Source organism: Vibrio sp. V12_P9A6T4 (genome assembly GCF_963874835.1).
GTDB lineage: Bacteria > Pseudomonadota > Gammaproteobacteria > Enterobacterales > Vibrionaceae > Vibrio > Vibrio anguillarum.
This window is the reverse complement of record NZ_CAWNJO010000060.1, coordinates 44,792-62,220: the sequence shown is the minus strand read 5'-3', so window position 1 is coordinate 62,220 and position 17,429 is coordinate 44,792. Positions and strand designations below refer to the sequence as shown.

Annotated in this window: 17 protein-coding genes; 13 read left to right on the top strand and 4 right to left on the bottom strand. The window is 46.5% G+C overall.

The genetic code is table 11. The features are described from left to right. Positions 1–834, bottom strand: a complete 834-nt coding sequence (gene purU / locus AACQ42_RS10030; protein ID WP_010317194.1) for a formyltetrahydrofolate deformylase — start codon at positions 832–834, stop codon at positions 1–3. A gap of 187 nt (positions 835–1,021) precedes the next feature. On the opposite strand from purU, the gene AACQ42_RS10025 reads away from it, so the two are divergent. The 8 genes from AACQ42_RS10025 (at position 1,022) to rnd (ending at position 8,778) form a co-directional block, all read left to right on the top strand. Further along, positions 1,022–1,222 (top strand): hypothetical protein, encoded by a 201-nt coding sequence (locus AACQ42_RS10025; protein ID WP_013857222.1) that lies wholly within the window; start codon positions 1,022–1,024, stop codon positions 1,220–1,222. Positions 1,223–1,316: 94 nt separating this feature from the next. Then, positions 1,317–3,260, top strand: a complete 1,944-nt coding sequence (locus AACQ42_RS10020; protein WP_038148369.1) for an ATP-dependent DNA helicase — start codon at positions 1,317–1,319, stop codon at positions 3,258–3,260. 8 nt (positions 3,261–3,268) lie between these two features. Then, complete coding sequence (gene tsaB, locus AACQ42_RS10015) at positions 3,269–3,970, top strand: tRNA (adenosine(37)-N6)-threonylcarbamoyltransferase complex dimerization subunit type 1 TsaB (RefSeq protein WP_017047797.1); 702 nt, start codon at positions 3,269–3,271, stop codon at positions 3,968–3,970. Between the two features lie 53 nt (positions 3,971–4,023). Then, entirely contained in the window at positions 4,024–4,329 is a 306-nt protein-coding gene (locus tag AACQ42_RS10010; RefSeq protein ID WP_026028052.1) for a hypothetical protein, read from the top strand. Positions 4,330–4,344: 15 nt separating this feature from the next. Then, a complete protein-coding gene (locus AACQ42_RS10005; RefSeq protein WP_017047796.1) occupies positions 4,345–4,908 on the top strand; it encodes a Slp family lipoprotein in 564 nt (187 codons plus the stop codon). A 2-nt stretch (positions 4,909–4,910) separates the two neighbouring features. Beyond that, a complete protein-coding gene (locus tag AACQ42_RS10000) occupies positions 4,911–5,765 on the top strand; it encodes an alpha/beta fold hydrolase (protein ID WP_017044576.1) in 855 nt (284 codons plus the stop codon). 102 nt (positions 5,766–5,867) lie between these two features. After that, entirely contained in the window at positions 5,868–7,562 is a 1,695-nt protein-coding gene (fadD, locus tag AACQ42_RS09995) for a long-chain-fatty-acid--CoA ligase FadD (protein ID WP_026028639.1), read from the top strand. Between the two features lie 97 nt (positions 7,563–7,659). After that, positions 7,660–8,778 (top strand): ribonuclease D, encoded by a 1,119-nt coding sequence (gene rnd / locus AACQ42_RS09990; protein ID WP_017044578.1) that lies wholly within the window; start codon positions 7,660–7,662, stop codon positions 8,776–8,778. A 56-nt stretch (positions 8,779–8,834) separates the two neighbouring features. Here the strand turns inward: rnd and minE are convergent, their stop codons facing one another. From minE to minC, 3 genes are read right to left on the bottom strand one after another with little or no spacing between them, the layout of a single operon-like run. Beyond that, the gene (minE, locus tag AACQ42_RS09985) at positions 8,835–9,101 is read right to left on the bottom strand and encodes a cell division topological specificity factor MinE (protein ID WP_010317176.1); all 267 of its coding nucleotides are present in this window, start codon (positions 9,099–9,101) and stop codon (positions 8,835–8,837) included. 4 nt (positions 9,102–9,105) lie between these two features. Then, positions 9,106–9,918, bottom strand: a complete 813-nt coding sequence (minD, locus tag AACQ42_RS09980; protein ID WP_094165713.1) for a septum site-determining protein MinD — start codon at positions 9,916–9,918, stop codon at positions 9,106–9,108. A gap of 19 nt (positions 9,919–9,937) precedes the next feature. Next, entirely contained in the window at positions 9,938–10,600 is a 663-nt protein-coding gene (gene minC / locus AACQ42_RS09975; RefSeq protein WP_013857213.1) for a septum site-determining protein MinC, read from the bottom strand. A gap of 199 nt (positions 10,601–10,799) precedes the next feature. Here minC and AACQ42_RS09970 point away from each other — a divergent pair, with 199 nt between their 5' ends. From AACQ42_RS09970 to AACQ42_RS09950, 5 genes are all read left to right on the top strand, one after another. Continuing rightward, entirely contained in the window at positions 10,800–11,081 is a 282-nt protein-coding gene (locus AACQ42_RS09970; RefSeq protein ID WP_094129503.1) for a YcgL domain-containing protein, read from the top strand. Between the two features lie 23 nt (positions 11,082–11,104). After that, positions 11,105–12,073 (top strand): lytic murein transglycosylase, encoded by a 969-nt coding sequence (locus tag AACQ42_RS09965; protein ID WP_013857211.1) that lies wholly within the window; start codon positions 11,105–11,107, stop codon positions 12,071–12,073. Positions 12,074–12,134: 61 nt separating this feature from the next. Continuing rightward, positions 12,135–13,082, top strand: coding sequence for a LysR family transcriptional regulator (locus AACQ42_RS09960; protein ID WP_094124456.1), 948 nt, complete (start codon positions 12,135–12,137; stop codon positions 13,080–13,082). A gap of 218 nt (positions 13,083–13,300) precedes the next feature. Continuing rightward, entirely contained in the window at positions 13,301–14,506 is a 1,206-nt protein-coding gene (locus AACQ42_RS09955; RefSeq protein ID WP_013857209.1) for a NupC/NupG family nucleoside CNT transporter, read from the top strand. A gap of 378 nt (positions 14,507–14,884) precedes the next feature. Beyond that, positions 14,885–17,425: an Ig-like domain-containing protein gene (locus AACQ42_RS09950; RefSeq protein ID WP_094165712.1), complete on the top strand. Its 2,541-nt coding sequence runs from the start codon at positions 14,885–14,887 to the stop codon at positions 17,423–17,425. Positions 17,426–17,429: the final 4 nt, after the last annotated feature.

Below are 17,429 nucleotides of genomic sequence, written 5' to 3'. Positions count from 1 at the left end.
CTATAAAATGACCGTTTTGTTGCCATAAACAAAAACGTGATCGTTGATGACTTTGTTCAAGGCTTTACTCAGCACATTTTTCTCAACATCCCGTCCAGCTTGCGCCATGTTTTGCGCGCTGAATGTGTGATCAACCGGGATTACATCTTGCTTAATAATCGGGCCTTCATCTAAATCATTAGTGACAAAGTGCGCCGTCGCACCAATGATTTTTACACCGCGCTCGTATGCTTGCTGGTAAGGTTTTGCACCAATGAATGCCGGTAAAAAGCTGTGGTGAATATTAATAATTTTGTGATGGTACTTATCGACAAAACCAGGAGTGAGTACCCGCATGTATTTGGCGAGGACCAAATAGTCGGCGTGATATTGGTCCAGCACTTCTAACAATTTCTGCTCATGTTCCTCGCGGTTTAGCCCTTCATGAGAAACATGGTGATACGGGATATCAAACTTTTCGGTCAGATTTTGCAGCGTATCGTAATTGCCAATCACTGCAGCAATATCGACATCCAAGCTGCCATCATAATTCTTAATCAAAATATCGCCCAAGCAATGTGCTTCTTTAGTCACCAAAATAACGATGCGTTTGCGCGAAGAATCAATCAGTTTACGTTTTGCGTGTGCAGGCAAGGCTTGGTCAAGGTCGGCTAAAAGGGTGGTGTCGTTAAAGTAGCCTTCCAATTCAGTACGCATAAAAAAGTGACCACTGATGTTATCAACATACTCATTATTATGAATAATATTGAGTTGATGTTTATAACAAATGTTCGTGATTTTAGAGATAAGTCCGGGCGCATCACTACAATGAGTGAGCAGTGTTTTTCTTTCCATTATTAATTACTTCCGTGCATGATTTTTTTCGTTCTAAAAACTAATTCGTGAGCGTGTGAACGGTGAGGCGCCCCGCAATATAAGGGCTATAATTAATCTATTATTAAGTTGGTTTCAATATATAAACGGGTTCACCGTTAGGCTTTTACTAAATTTCTTCCTCACAGAGTGTCTTAAGGCGGTATTTATGGATAGAGAACTCCTCGCACGAAAGCTGTATATGGAAAGAGTGAGTGCATTGATGGGAGACCATCAAATTGACGAAATCATTTTGGAAGACATGTGGGAGAACCGAGCGTCACCCGCCGAGGCGGCAAAAGCAATGACCCAAACGGAGAATGGGTACGAAGGACCAGCTTGGTTATCTCGTTACCTCAATCGCAAATAGAACACACCTAACTGGCGCGGGTTGCACTTGGATTCGCGCCAGCTCATCAAACCTGACATAATGCCCCGCAACGAACACTTACCTCCACTTTTTGATGATTGCAAAAACCTTCTCTTCACAAGGCGCATTAGGCAAGGCCATTGCCGGTTTTCAAGCTCGACAAGCGCAAATTGACATGGCTGAGGCGGTCGCTAAGGCGATTGCCCAACAATCGCAATTAGTGGTTGAAGCAGGGACTGGTACAGGCAAAACCTTTGCGTATCTGGTGCCTGCGCTGCTCAGTGGCAAAAAAGTCATTATCAGTACGGGTTCTAAAAACCTACAAGAGCAGCTTTTTCATCGTGATTTACCCTTGATGATTGATGCGCTCGGTTTCTATGGCAATGTCGCGCTATTAAAAGGCCGAGCAAACTATCTGTGCCTTGATAGGCTGAGCCGCCAAATGGTGGAAAGCCACACCAACCAATCTGATCCACAGCTGCTGACTCAATTAGTGAAAGTGCGTCGTTGGTCATCGGAAACCAAAAGCGGTGATTTAGGTGAATGTGAAGAGTTGCCTGAAGACAGTGCGGTCATTCCAACCATCACCTCAACCAACGACAATTGCCTTGGCAAAGAGTGCCCAAGTTACGTCGATTGTTTTGTCTCGAAAGCGCGCAAAAAGGCGATGGACGCTGATGTGGTGGTGGTCAACCATCACCTTTTTCTAGCCGATCTGGCGATCAAAGAAACCGGGTTTGGTGAGTTGATCCCCGAAGCAGAGGTCTTTATCTTCGACGAAGCGCATCAGTTACCGGATATCGCCAGCCAATATTTTGGTCAATCGGTCTCCAGTCGCCAAGTCCAAGAGCTGGCGAAAGATATTGAAATCGGCTATCGCACTGAAGCAAAAGATATGCGCCAATTGCAGAAAGTGGGCGATAAACTGGTGCAGTCAGCGATGGATTTACGCATTGTATTGGGTGAACCCAGTTTTCGAGGCAACTGGCGTGAGGCGTTAGCTTCACCATCGATTTCGCGAGAATTAGCGCGTTTGCGAGACAGCTTAGATTTTGCTATCGATGTGTTAAAACTCGCGTTAGGTCGCAGCCAGTTATTGGATACCGCATTTGAGCGCGCCAACTTAATCAAAGGACGAATTGATCGAGTGTGTGATGTCTCTATTACTGGTTATTCCTATTGGTATGACACCACGCCGCGTCATTTTAGTTTACACATCACCCCACTTTCGGTGGCCGATAAATTTCACGAACAGGTGCAACAAAAGCAGGGCGCATGGATTTTCACCTCCGCTACTTTGGCCGTAAACGACGATTTTAGCCATTTCACTCAGCGTTTAGGACTAAAGCCCCAAGCTCAGTTTTCATTGCCAAGCCCGTTTGACTATCAGCAGCAGGCGCGGCTGTGTGTACCACGCTATTTACCTGAACCCAATAGCCCAGGCCTTGCCGATAAATTGGTGCGTATTTTGTCGCCAGTGATTGAGCAAAACCAAGGCCGCTGTTTCTTTTTGTGTACTTCCCACAGCATGATGCGCGAGTTAGGTGAACGTTTTCGAGAAGTGTTAACCGTGCCAGTGCTGATGCAAGGGGAGACGAGTAAACAAAAAACGTTGGCCGAATTTATGGAATTAGGTAATGCCTTATTGGTCGCGACAGGGGCGTTTTGGGAAGGGATAGATGTTAGAGGTGACGCATTAAGCTGTGTTATTATCGACAAACTTCCATTTACCGCACCGGATGATCCGTTGTTGAAAGCGCGAATTGAAGATTGCCGAATGCGCGGTGGAGATCCATTTGCGCAAGTACAACTACCCGATGCCGTCATCACCTTGAAACAAGGGGTCGGGCGTTTGATCCGCGATAAACATGACAAAGGTGTACTGATCATTTGTGATAACCGTTTAGTCACCCGTGACTACGGTGGGCTATTTCTTGCCAGTTTACCGCCCATTCCACGTACGCGGGATTTGGACAAAGTAAAAGATTTCTTAAGTCAAATTTCAGTCACGACACCCGTAACTATTAACAACAATTAGAGACAGTAATGAGCGCAAAGATCCTTGCCTTAGACACAGCAACAGAGAACTGTTCTGTTGCTTTAATGATGAACGGCAAACTGTACGTTCGCAGTGAAGTTGCCCCTCGCGATCACACCAAGAAAATTCTACCCATGGTGGATTCCGTCCTCAAAGAAGCGGGCATCACCTTACAGGAACTAGACGCACTAGCCTTTGGCCGTGGTCCGGGCAGTTTTACCGGAGTACGGATTGGCATTGGAATTGCACAAGGTTTAGCATTCGGCGCTGATTTACCTATGATAGGTATTTCGACCCTGGCAGCGATGGCGCAAGGCAGCTATCGTTTACAGGGTTACCAGCAGGTGGCGTGTGCAATTGACGCCAGAATGAGTGAGATTTACTGGGGTCGTTATACACGTCAAGAAGATGGCTCTTGGCAAGAGATAGATGCAGAGTGCGTCATTGCTCCTAATACTCTTGCTGAGCAAATCAAAGCTGACAGCATCACTTGGGGCTGCGCTGGAACGGGTTGGGCGGCTTATAAAGAAGAGTTAGATACGTTGCCTATCTCGTGTCAAATGGGGGAAGTATTGTACCCAGATGCACAGGATATGGTGTTTCTTGCTCAGTATGAGTTTGCCAAAGGAAACACGCTAACAGTGGAAGAGTCGAGCCCTGTTTACCTGCGTGATAACGTGGCTTGGAAGAAGTTACCGGGCCGAGAATAATCAGTGAAAGGCAAGGCGTTGCATTCGTCTTGCTCTAATTGAATAGGAACAGTATGGTTTCAATTAATGGTTTACCTCCTGCGATAGTGCCCGGTAGCAATAGGGCTAATCGCGCAAATAAGAACAATGGGGTAAAGAAAGGCGATGCCAAAACCGGAGTAGGCCAACCTACTAAGGTGGCGAATGCTGTTTCTCATTCAATTCGTCATGTCGATCCATCAGAGATTCATCGGGCTAATCTGGAATACGATCTTCCTGAAGGCCGATCAAGAAAGGCGATGGAAGAGTACATGGACGTGATGAACCAAGCAAAAAAAGAGGAACTTGCTCAACTGCTTGGAGTCGATATCTACATCTAATCCAACAAGGTCATTATGATGCGATCTTTTTCCACTTCTAAAACGCTACTGCTGTTATCGTCCACATTGTTGCTTGGTGCATGCTCAAGCTTACCGGATGATCTTCGTGCCAGTAGTGATGCCGTGATCACCGATTACGCCACTTGGGTCAATACGCCAACCAATGAGCAAGATGAAGTCCGGCTGGGCGGCGTCATCGCCAGTGTGACTAATTTGGCGGATAAAACACGGATTGAAATAGTCAATTTGCCAATTAGCTCATCAGGCCGACCGGATATCGACCGCGAACCGCAAGGGCGTTTTGTTGGCTATGTTGACGGGTTTGTTGACCCAGTGGCTTATGCGAAAGATCGTTTGGTGACGCTAGTGGGAACCAGCCTTGCTCCAGAAAAAGCCAAAGTGGGTGAGTTTGAATACACTTTCCCAACCATGGCCGTAAAAGGGCTACATTTGTGGCGAGTTGAAGAAAGAGTGGTCGTGAATGATCTCGGTACTTATATGTACCCTTGCCACAGCTTATATTGTCGTCAAATGTACATTGGTGCTCGTGAAGGGCGCGTGGTACAAGAAGTGAAATAGCGATGCAACAAAAACAGTACTCTCTTGCGCAAGGAATGATTGCGACTCAAGAGTTGGGAAACGCACAAACGGCCGACTTATCGGTCGTTTTTTTGCATGGTTGGTTAGACAATTCATCCAGTTTTCTTACCGTTATCAAAGCGTTAAGTCACCTTAATCCACAGTTACACCTTTGCGCAATCGATTTACCGGGACATGGCCTTTCAAGCCATAAAGCCGACGGTCATTTTTACCCATTTCATGACTATATTGATGATATTTACTCATTTTTGCTCAACTTATCGCCAAACAGGTTAGTGATCGTAGGGCATTCCCTTGGTGCTTTAATCGCAAGTTGCTATAGTGCCGCCTTTCCTGAGCAAGTCGCAGGATTAGTTCAAATCGAAGGAATGGCTCCATTGGCTGAATCGCCACTAGAGAGTGTGGCCAGGCTGCGCAATGGCGTACTCAGCCGCCAGCGGATTCGGCGTAAGCCTCGTCGTAGGTTACCTAACTTAGAATACGCTGTTGCTCGCCGAGCCGAAGTCAACCAGTTAGAAGCAGCCTTGATCCAACCCATCGTTATTCGAGGGGTTGAGCGGCGCAATGACGAGTGGTATTGGCGTCATGACCCACAGTTAAACAGCGATTCCTTGTATCGCATGTCGTATGAGCATGCTCAGCACATAATGGCGCACATCCAATGCCCACAACGTGTGATTCTCGGTACACACGGTTTTTCTGAGTTACGAGCCGCTCGAGGCTATTTCGCCGATGATCGGCAAGAGATGTTCACTATTTCTGGTGGTCATCATTGCCATCTTGAGCAACCTTCGCAAGTCGCCGAACTAATTTTTGGCTTAGTTAACAAAATTTAAACAAGTGTTTGAGTGTTTCGTGCTCAAGCGCTTTGGCTGTGCTGTAATAGCGCACATAAAAATATCGCCGTAGAGCAGCCGCCAATAACGAGGAGTATTACCGTGGAGAAACCTTGGCTTTCACGCTATCCAACTGATGTACCTGAATTCATCAACCCTGATCAGTACCTCTCTTTGGTCGAAATGTTTGAGCAATCGGTTCATAAATATGCCGATCAACCAGCCTTTATGAATATGGGTTCGGTCATGACTTTTCGTAAACTGGAAGAGCGCAGCCGAGCATTTGCCGCCTATTTGCAAAATGAGCTGAAGCTGAAAAAAGGTGATCGTGTCGCCTTAATGATGCCTAACCTATTGCAGTATCCGGTCGCGTTATTTGGCGTATTACGAGCCGGGTTGATTGCGGTGAATGTTAACCCGTTGTACACCCCGCGAGAGCTTGAACATCAACTGAATGACGCCGATGCAAAGGCGATCGTCATCGTCTCGAATTTTGCCAATACCTTAGAGCAAATTGTTGAAAATACCTCGGTAAAACATGTGGTATTGACCAGCCTTGGACAGATGTTACCTAGAGCAAAAGGGACGTTGGTTGATTTTGTTGTGAAATATGTGAAAGGGATGGTGCCAAAATATGACTTACCAGGTGCCATTTCCATGCGTAAGGCGTTGCACAAAGGTCGCCGTTTACAGTATGTGAAGCCTTTTATGTCTGGCGACGACATTGCATTTTTACAATATACCGGTGGTACAACCGGTGTGGCAAAAGGGGCAATTCTGACCCACCGCAACATGATTGCGAATGTGCTCCAAGCAAAAGGAGCATATGGCCCAGTATTGGCCGAAGGCCGCGAACTGGTTGTGACGGCATTACCGCTTTATCACGTATTTGCACTGACCGTAAACTGTTTACTGTTCGTCGAAATGGGTGGGCGTAACCTATTGATTACTAATCCACGCGATATTCCAGGCTTTGTTAAAGAGTTGCAAAAGTACCCATTTACTGCCATTACGGGGGTGAATACGCTGTTTAATGCGTTGGTCAACAACGAAGATTTCCATGAACTTGATTTCAAAAATCTTAAGCTTTCTGTTGGTGGTGGCATGGCGGTACAGCGCGCGGTGGCCGATCAGTGGAAAAAAGTGACGGGTATCCACCTGCTTGAAGGTTACGGTTTGACTGAATGTGCGCCATTGGTGACAGGTAATCCTTATGATTTAAGTGATTATTCGGGAGCAATTGGTTTACCCGTTCCTTCAACCGAAGTGCGTATCGTTGATGATGAAGGCAAAGTGTTGGCTTATGATCAAGTCGGTGAGTTGCAAGTGCGTGGCCCACAAGTGATGCAAGGTTATTGGCAAAGACCGGAAGCGACGAAAGAAGTGATTGATGCCGATGGTTGGCTCTCTACAGGCGATATCGTCAAGTTTGATGAGCAAGGAATGGTCTATATTGTCGATCGCAAAAAAGACATGATTTTAGTCTCTGGATTCAACGTCTATCCTAATGAGATTGAAGATGTGGTTGCACTGCATGGCAAAGTATTAGAAGTGGCCGCTATCGGCCAGCCTCATGAAGTGTCTGGTGAAATCGTCAAGATTTATGTGGTTAAGCGTGATCCGAGCTTAACCAAAGATGAAATCATTGCCCATTGCCGTAAACATTTGACTGGCTATAAAGTGCCTAAGTTGATTGAGTTTAGGGAAGATTTACCAAAGAGTAATGTGGGTAAAATTTTACGCCGCGTACTTCGTGAAGAAAATGATGCGGCAATTGAACAAACAAAACGTGCCTAAGCATCAAGTCAGTATGAAAAAATAGTGCTAGAATGCCGACTCAAACCGTCGGCATTTTTATGTCCCCTCTAGTAGGGTTGCCCAAAGTGAGCCATTAGTGAACTACCAAATAATTACCCAGCCTAACGACCTACAACGTGTATGCCTTGCCGCGCGAGATGCCGATGTGGTGATGCTCGATACCGAGTTTGTCCGAGTGCGTACCTTTTACCCACAGCTCGGATTGATCCAGCTTTATGATGGTGAAAACCTCTCTTTAATCGACCCACTTGCCTTTGATGACATGGCCCCTTTTGTCGAGCTACTGCAAGACACCTCCGTGCTCAAAGTGCTGCATGCGTGTGGTGAAGATCTCGAAGTGTTTCATAATGCATTTGGCTGCACACCTTTTCCAATGGTCGATACACAAGTAATGGCGGCCTTTCTCGGCCATGGACTGTCTACCGGATTTGCCGCATTGGTCAATGAATTCTTAGGGATTGAAATTGATAAAAGTGAATCGCGTACTGATTGGTTAGCAAGGCCTTTATCGCAAAAGCAGTTGGATTACGCTGCCGCCGATGTGTTTTATTTGCTGCCGATTTACGAGAAATTACTCGATAAAGTGACGCAGGCGGGCTGGTGGCAAGCGGCGCAGCAAGAATCTGAACTATTGAGCGTCAAACGCATTAAACAGACTAATCCCGATTTGGCCTATTTGGATATCAAAGGGGCATGGCAACTAACACCGCAAGAATTAGCGATTCTCAAACCATTAGCTACTTGGCGCTACGAAGAGGCGGTACGCCGTGATTTGGCGCTTAATTTTGTGGTCAAAGAGACAGATTTGCTGACTATCGCTCGTTTGGGATTGACGAGTGCCAGCCGCATGATTGATGAAGGGGCCGATCCGAGATCGATTCAACGTCACAGTGCCAAAATCATTGCATTGGTGAAAGCGGGCCAGCAGACTCCGGCTGATCAATACCCACCTAAAATCGACCCTTTGATGGACTATCCCGGCTATAAACAGTTGTTTAAACGGTTGAAAGATGAAGTCAAATCAGTGTCTCAAACCACGGGTTTAGCGACTGAATTTTTAGCCTCTAAAAAACAGCTCAACCAGCTATTGAGTTGGGTGTGGAAGAAAGAGAGAGATCCCGCGCAATTGCCGGATGTGATGCAGAGCTGGCGCTTACCTATTCTCGGTGAACGGCTCAACAAATTGGTTGAGTAAAATTGGTTAGTAAAGAGAAAGAGCCTGCAATTTTGCAGGCTCTTTTATCATAAGGATTACTTTTCTTCGTCTGGCAGTTTCACGTTCAATTCCAGCACAGAGATATCATCATCTTTGTGCTCAAAAGAGACTTCAACCATCGAAGGGTCAACCGCGACGTATTTGGCGATCACCTTGAGAATGTCTTCTTTCAATTGAGGCAAATAGGTCGGTGCAGGGTCATTTTCACTACGACGTTCGGCGACGATAATTTGCAAACGCTCTTTGGCAAGGCTTGCTGAGGTCGTTTTCTTTTGTGGTCGGAAAAACTCAAGTAGAGACATAATATTAACCCCCGAAAAGTCGTTTAAAGATGCCCTTTTTCTGCTCCGTTAGAAAACGAAACTCGACTTCTTGCCCTAATAAGCGCTCGACAGCGTCAGCATAAGCTTGGCCTGCGTCTGATTGATCGTCAAAAATAACCGGAACACCTTTGTTGGAGGCATTAAGCACCGCTTGGCTTTCTGGGATCACGCCAAGTAAAGAGATATGTAAAATCTCTTCAACATCTTCCACGCTCAACATTTCACCGTGTGTCACGCGAGTAGGGTTATAACGGGTCAATAAAAGGTGCTGTTTAACGGGCTCTAAGCCTTGCTCTGAGCGCATTGATTTGGAATCCAAAATCCCTAAAATGCGGTCCGAGTCGCGCACGGAAGAGACTTCAGGGTTCGTCGTTACAATCGCTTCATCAGCAAAGTACAAAGCCATCAACGCGCCTTGCTCAATACCTGCTGGTGAGTCGCAAATGACGAAATCAAAGCCCATCGTATCGAGTTCATCCAAAACGCGCTTTACGCCCTCTTTGGTGAGCGCATCTTTATCACGGGTTTGTGAGGCAGGCAGAATAAACAAGTTTTCGGTGCGTTTATCTTTGATCATCGCTTGGTTAAGTGTCGCCTCACCGTTGATGACGTTGACAAAGTCGTACACCACGCGGCGCTCACAACCCATGATTAAGTCAAGGTTACGCAGACCGATATCAAAATCGATGACCGCTGTCTTTTTACCTTTTAAAGCCAAGCCAGAAGCAATTGCTGCGCTTGAGGTTGTTTTACCAACGCCGCCTTTTCCTGACGTTACAACAATAATGCGTGCCATTATGTTTTCCTTGTTAATTTTAAATCGTGAGCGTTTCAAAATGCAGTGAATCATCAACCATGCTGAGCATCACTTTCTTCTGCCAAAACTCACTTTCAATTTGATCGCTAAGCCAATAATTTCCAGCAATGGAGACCAGCTCTGCTTGTAAATCGTGACAAATAATTTTTGCTTCCGTTTGGCCGCTGGCACCGGCAATGGCTCTTCCGCGCAGTGATCCATGAATGTGAATTGAACCATCGGCGATCACTTCGGCCCCCGCGCTGACGTGATTGAGGATCACTAAATCGCTATCTTTGGCATACACTTGCTGGCCAGAGCGAATGGGCGTGCGAATCACCTTGGTTGGCGCTATTTGAGCGGGTGCTTGAGAAGGCGACTTGCTTGCCGCCATCACGGCAAAGCCAGCTTCTGAGGCTAAGTTTTGGCTGCGTTTATCACGGCAACCTGTCACACCGACCGGGATCATTCCCGCTTCAGTGATGCCTTGTTTGAGTATCGCAAAATCAATATCGCCAATCACTTTAGCAATATTGATCACCACAGGTGCAGAGGCAAAAAAAGCAGGAGCTTGGGCGACTTTTTCCTTGAGAAACTCAACGGTATTGGCAACTTCACTGTCGCAAAGGTGTAACACTGACAAAGTAAAACTGCTACCTTTTAGGTCAGGAGTATTCGACATCTTATATTGACCTCAATAACTAATGGCTTCACTAGAAAGGGCGTTGCCTGAAACTAGGGTTGTCATGTTATATTCCCTGACTTAGCTCAGCAAGTTATCTTGCGGTCAAATGTTTGTTTTAATCTCAAATTTGGTAAAAGTTTAACGTTTCTAACTTAATTGGCTCGAAAAGCCAGTTTATTACAATAAAAGGTTTGTCATGCTTTGCTCTATCTACAAAAGCTCTAAAAAAGAAGGTGCCTATCTCTACGTTACTAAAAAGGATGACTTTTCACAGGTTCCTGACACATTAATGGCGATGTTCGGTAAACCTACTTTAGTCATGGTAGTGAAACTGGAAGGGCGTACACTTGCCCAAGTGAACATTGAAAAAGTAAAAGAGTCTCTAGAAAATGAGGGTTTTTTCCTACAGTTACCGCCACCGCCACAAAATTTATTAGAACAATATAAGCAGCAAAAGGCTCAGCAAAAAGATAGCTAAGTTTTCAGCTCAAGGAGGACGATTTGAGAAAGTTATTGTCAGTCGTATTGGGATTAAGCCTCTCCACGCCATTGATGGCGAATGAGGTTAGTTTTGAACACTATGTTGAAGGCTTGAAGCAGCAAGCACGAAATGAAGGCATTTCAGAGCAAATTTTAATCGATGCGTTTAAAAATGTGGAGTACAAGCCACGTGCTGTGACGGCCGATCGCAATCAACCAGAAAAGAAACTAACGCTGGATGAATATATCCCACGCGCGGTTCCAGAATGGAAAGTGAACCAAGCAAAGGCGCTGTATGAAAAGCACTATGCAGAGCTTAGCCGCATTGGCGAACAATATGGCGTGCAACCGCGCTTTATCGTGGCTTTGTGGGGCGTAGAAAGTAATTTTGGTGCGTTGACCGGTGGTTTTAGTGTTATTGATGCGCTGACGACTATGGCTTATGACGGTCGTCGAGAAGAATTTTTCCGCAAGGAGACGATGGCCGCGTTGCAAATTCTACAGCAAGGTCATATCCAAGCTGATGAGATGAAAGGCTCATGGGCTGGCGCGATGGGACAATGCCAGTTTATGCCGAGTTCGTTTTTGGCGTTCGCTTCCGATGGTAATGGCGATGGCAAAAAAGACATTTGGCGCTCAAAGGAAGATGTATTCGCGTCGACGGCCAATTATCTCAGCCAATCGGGATGGGATGATAAATACACTTGGGGCCGTCAAGTTAAAGTTCCGCATGGCTTTGACCGCACTTTAGAAGGGCGACAGCCCGAAAAAGGGAAATCATTGAGAGAGTGGAACAAGCTCGGTATTACCCGTTACGAAGGTAAACCACTGCCTAATTTAGACAACGTTCAAGCTTGGCTTATCATGCCAGATGATGAAAATGGCCGCGTTTACTTGGTATACAACAACTATAATGTGTTGATGAAGTGGAACCGTTCATATTATTTCGCCCTCGCGGTGAGCCATTTGGCGGATAGAATTACCTATTGATTTGAACCTTAATTGAACGCAAAGGGCTCATCATGAGCCCTTTGCTATTTCTGGAGAGCGTGTGCTAGTTGAACGTGCAGGGCAAATGGTGATATTTGCTGCGTTAATCAAACATCAAGGCTTTACCGCTGCGGCCAAAAGCTTAGGCGTATCAGTATCGCATGTTAGTAAGCAGTTGGCCTTACTGGAAGCCTCGCTCGGGGTGAAGCTCGTTCAGCGAACCACCCGCAGCTTCACCACAACCGAGGCTGGAGAGGCTTTTTATCGCCATTGTATTGCGGTCGTTGGGTTGATGGATGCTGCGCAGTCTGAAATGGAAAGCCAGCGTGATGAGGTGTCTGGGCTGATTAAGCTTGGTCTTTCACAGTCGTTTGGTTCTTTGCACATTTTGCCAGCACTGGAGGCGCTTCGTCAGCGTTATCCAAAACTGCAAGTGGAAGTGCATTTGTTCGATTATCGAGTCGATATGCTCGAAGAAGGGCTTGATTTGTGGGTGACCAACAACGAACATTTGCCGGAAGGGTACGTGGCGCAACGTCTCGCCGATTGCCAATTTGTGCTGGCGGCGTCACCGGAATACTTATTAAACCATTCACCCCCTCAGACACCCGGTGATCTGTTAGGTCACAACTGTCTTATCTACCGTAGTTGGGAGCGAGATTACACCAGTTGGTCGTTTGCTAATCCAGAGCAAAAGATCAACATCAATGTGTCGGGTAACTATTCGGTGGATTTAGCCGAAGCCGTCCGTGACGCCGCCGTGGCAGGGTGGGGTGTTGCTTACTTGGCGACTTATTTAATTCGAGATGAATTTCGAACTGGTAAACTGATCCAGTTGTTGCCAGATTGGCACGCAAATCAAAGCATGCCTTTTTATGCGGTTTACCCGAGCCGACAACATATGCCGAAGAAAACCTCAGCCGTGATTGAATTTATCAAGGCTTTAATCGGTACACCTTGCTACTGGGATACTCAGTTAGAGCCTTACATCCGTTTGACAAAAGTGTAATGAGTACGAATTATTATTTCCAAACTCAGAAACATCTTTTCTATATGAAAAAGATAAGCCTAGGCAATCGTTTAGCTTGTTACAAATCAACAGCTTGAAACAAGAGGCTTAAGGCTGCTATTTTTAAGCACACCTCTGTAACATTTGCGACTTGCGCATTCGTTTTCGCACGATAGAATGCGCGCCTTTCCTATCCCCGTTATCTGGATTGACAGCAAATGAACTCATTACTTGGCGTCGTCGCCATCTTATTTACGGCTTGGCTACTTTCTACCAATAGAAAAAACATCCAACTTAGAACCGTGTCGCTCGCTTTTTTATTGCAAGTAGGCTTTGCACTATTGGTTCTGTATGTCCCTATGGGGAAAGAAGTGCTCAACAGTGTCACGGGTGCGGTGTCGAATTTGATCAATTATGGGCAAGAGGGAATTGGCTTTCTCTTTGGCGGTTTAGCCAATGGTAGCGTCGGTTTTGTGTTTGCGATTAATGTGCTTGGCATCATCATTTTCTTCTCCGCTTTGATCTCCGGTTTGTACCACATTGGTTTGATGCCTAAAGTGATTAATTTGATTGGCGGTGGTTTGCAAAAATTATTGGGTACGGGGCGTGCAGAGTCACTGTCAGCCACGGCGAACATTTTTGTCGGCATGATTGAAGCGCCGTTAGTCGTTAAGCCTTATTTAAAGCACATGAGTGATTCGCAATTTTTTGCGGTGATGACGTGTGGCTTAGCCTCGGTTGCGGGCGGAACGTTAGTGGGCTATGCCTCACTGGGCGTTAACCTTAACTATCTTATTGCGGCGGCATTTATGTCAGCTCCAGCCGGTTTGTTGATGGCGAAAATTTTGGTGCCGGAAACCGAAGCGCAAAGTCAGCAGGTTGCCAATGAAGAGGTTGAGATACCAAAAGCAACCAATGTGGTTGAAGCCGTAGCTGATGGTGCAATGTCTGGGCTTCGTATCGCGGTTGCGGTTGGGGCAACGTTACTGGCCTTTATCAGTGTGATAGCGCTACTCAACGGCCTATTGGGCTGGGTGGGCGGTTTGTTTGGCTTAACTCTTAGTTTTGAGTTGATTTTAGGCTACCTATTTGCTCCAGTTGCGTGGCTGGTGGGTATTCCATGGAGCGAAGCGATGACGGCAGGCTCACTGATTGGTAATAAAATTGTCGTGAACGAGTTTGTCGCTTTTATCCAATTGATGGACGTAAAAGATTCGCTCAGTGAACATTCTCAAGCGATTGTAACTTTTGCTCTGTGCGGCTTTGCCAATATTTCGACCATGGCAGTATTGATCGGTGGTTTGGGCAGTTTGGTGCCAGAGCGTCGCAGCTTCATCTCTCAATATGGTTTTCGAGCGATCAGCGCTGGCGTGCTGGCTAACTTGATGAGTGCTGCGCTTGCTGGGGTTATTTTGTCGCTATAAACGTAGCGTTTCTATTGGTTACGAAAACCCACCATACATTTTGTATTTTCGATGCCGGCTAACAGAGCCGGCATTTTTATCCATCCATCTCACCAAAATAATATTGACCATATCAATTTCTCAACGACATGTGATTAGGTGAGTTCGTGAAGTCCGCCGAAAAAGATTTGCAAGCGGTGTTGATGTTGAAATCATGCCGTGATTTTGAGCTGAGATAATTAAAATTATCAGTTATTTAGAGTGCAATTCTCGTCCTCTAGCTTATTAGTTATATACCCTGCCTACTTGATGTTGCCTTGTCTTTATCTCGCGTATTGCAGGCCACCACGTCAAGTTACTTGGGAACGGGTTAATTATTCATAAGCAAAGGAGAGAACAATGAGTTCTTATCTACTCAGAGCCGCCATTATTACAACGTTAGGGATAAGCTACCAAGCTCAAGCCTATAACTGTGATGGCTTGGGCTCTTGGGATACGGCCGCCATTTATACGTCCGGCGATAAAGTGACGCAATCTAACGCAGCCTATCAAGCTAACTATTGGACGCAGGGAAATGATCCTGCAAGCAATAACGGCCCTTGGGCATTTTGGCTATCACTCGGGCAGTGTGACAGCGGTGGTGGCAATGTTCCACCCACGCTAAATCTCGTTTCTCCTGCCAATAATGCACAAATCCCACAAGGCAGCTTAATCACGCTGCAAGCCACGGCGTCTGATAGCGATGGTAGCGTGGCACAGGTTGAATTTTTGATTGATGGCGTGTCGATCGCCGTCATCACACAAGCGCCTTTCCAAACCGATTGGACTGCCGCTTTAGGCGCAACCCAAGTGACTGCAATTGCCACTGATAATCAGGGTGCGACTACGTCAACAGCGTCAACCATCTCGGTTACGCCTGTTGGTGGTTTAGTACCTCCTTCCATCTCCTTAACCAGCCCAACAGGTGCTGAGCAGCTAGCGGCTGGTGACTCATTGACGCTAAGTGCTAATGCTACCGATTCGGATGGAACCGTCACGCAAGTTGATTTTTATGTGGATGGACAACTCGTCGCTTCAGATACTTCAGAACCTTATGTCCACGATTGGACTGCTGTCTCAGGTTCTCACACCTTTAAAGCCAAAGCGACGGATAATGATAACCAAACGACTCATAGCCAAGAGGTCGCCTTAGTTGTATCTGGAGGCTCAAGTGGTGGTTGTGCAGGTTTAGCAACCTATGTGGCGGGTAGCAGTTACGCTGCGGGAGAACTGGTGCAAAACAATAATCAAAAGTTCCGTTGTGATATCGCAGGTTGGTGCTCTTCCAGCTCAGCGTGGGCCTATGAGCCGGGCAAAGGAAGTTATTGGCAAGAAGCGTGGACAGGAATGGGCGCGTGCGCCACGCCACCTACCGTTTCATTGACAAGCCCTGCTGATAATGAAGTGATTCTGGCTGGTTCTACCATCCTGCTCAGTGCACAAGCTAATGATGCCGATGGCAGTGTAGTACAAGTGGAATTTCTTGCTGATGGCACGAGCCTTGGCGTAGTAAACCAAGCGCCTTATTCGGTTGAGTGGGTTGCGAGCAAGGTCGGAAGTACCACACTCAAAGCCATCGCAACCGATAATGACAATAATAGCGCTGAAAGTCAGATTAACGTTTCAGTGAGCGATCAAGCGTTAGTGGTGTCGTTAACATCGCCAACGTCAGGGCAAACCGTCGGTTTGGGTAAACCAGTCAATATTGCTGCCAATGCGACGTCACTCACTGGTGCTGTTTCTAAAGTCGATTTCTTAGTGAATGGAGCGGTGGTCGCAACTGATACCAGTGCGCCTTATGCCTACACTTGGACACCTACGGCTATCGGCGAATACACAGTGGCTGCGCAAGCTTATGATGCAGGCAGTAGTGTATTGTCAGACGCAGCTGCCGTGAAGGTGGTTGAACAGACACAGAAAAAGCACAAATTGATCGGTTACTGGCATAATTTTGTCAATGCTGCTGGCTGCCCAATGCGTCTCGCTGATATGTCTGATGCGTGGGATGTGATCGATATTGCATTTGCCGATAATGACCGCAACAGTAATGGAACCGTGCATTTCAATCTTTTCGCAGGCGATGCGCATAGTAGCTGTCCCGCCTTAGATGCTACCCAGTTCAAGCAAGATATGGCGGCCTTGCAAGCCAAAGGCAAAGTTTTTGTTTTGTCACTTGGTGGCGCTGAAGGCAACATTACGCTCAATACTGACAGTGATGAAGCGCACTTTGTTGATAGTTTGACGGCGTTGATCAAAGAGTGGGGTTTTGATGGCTTGGATGTTGATTTAGAAAGTGGTTCTAACTTAATGCATGGCTCGCAAATTCAAGCGCGCTTGGGCCGGGCATTAAAGCAAATTGAAGCCAACATCGGCGGTGATATGTACCTGACCATGGCACCAGAACACCCTTATGTTCAAGGAGGAATGGTGGCTTATAGCGGCATTTGGGGTGCGTATATTCCTATCATCAATGAGGTTCGTGACACACTCGATCTACTTCATGTTCAGCTTTATAACAACGGTGGGTTACCAAACCCTTATCTACCGGGTGCAGCTCCTGAAGGTTCGGTGGATATGATGGTCGCTCAATCAAAAATGCTGTTAGAAGGGTTTGATTTGGCCGATGGTTCACGCTTTGAACCACTGCGTGACGATCAAGTTGCAATCGGTTTGCCTTCTGGCTCGAGCTCTGCCAACTCTGGGCAAGCGCCCACGCAAAACATTCTTGATGCGTTGGACTGCTTAACCAAGGGAACCTCTTGCGCGACGGTGAAACCGAGTTTCAACTACCCTAACTACGGTGGTGTGATGACATGGTCTATTAACTGGGACGAACACGACGGCTACAATTTCTCTACGCCAATAGGCAATAAACTGACGCAAATGAATAATGCCCAATAAAGGC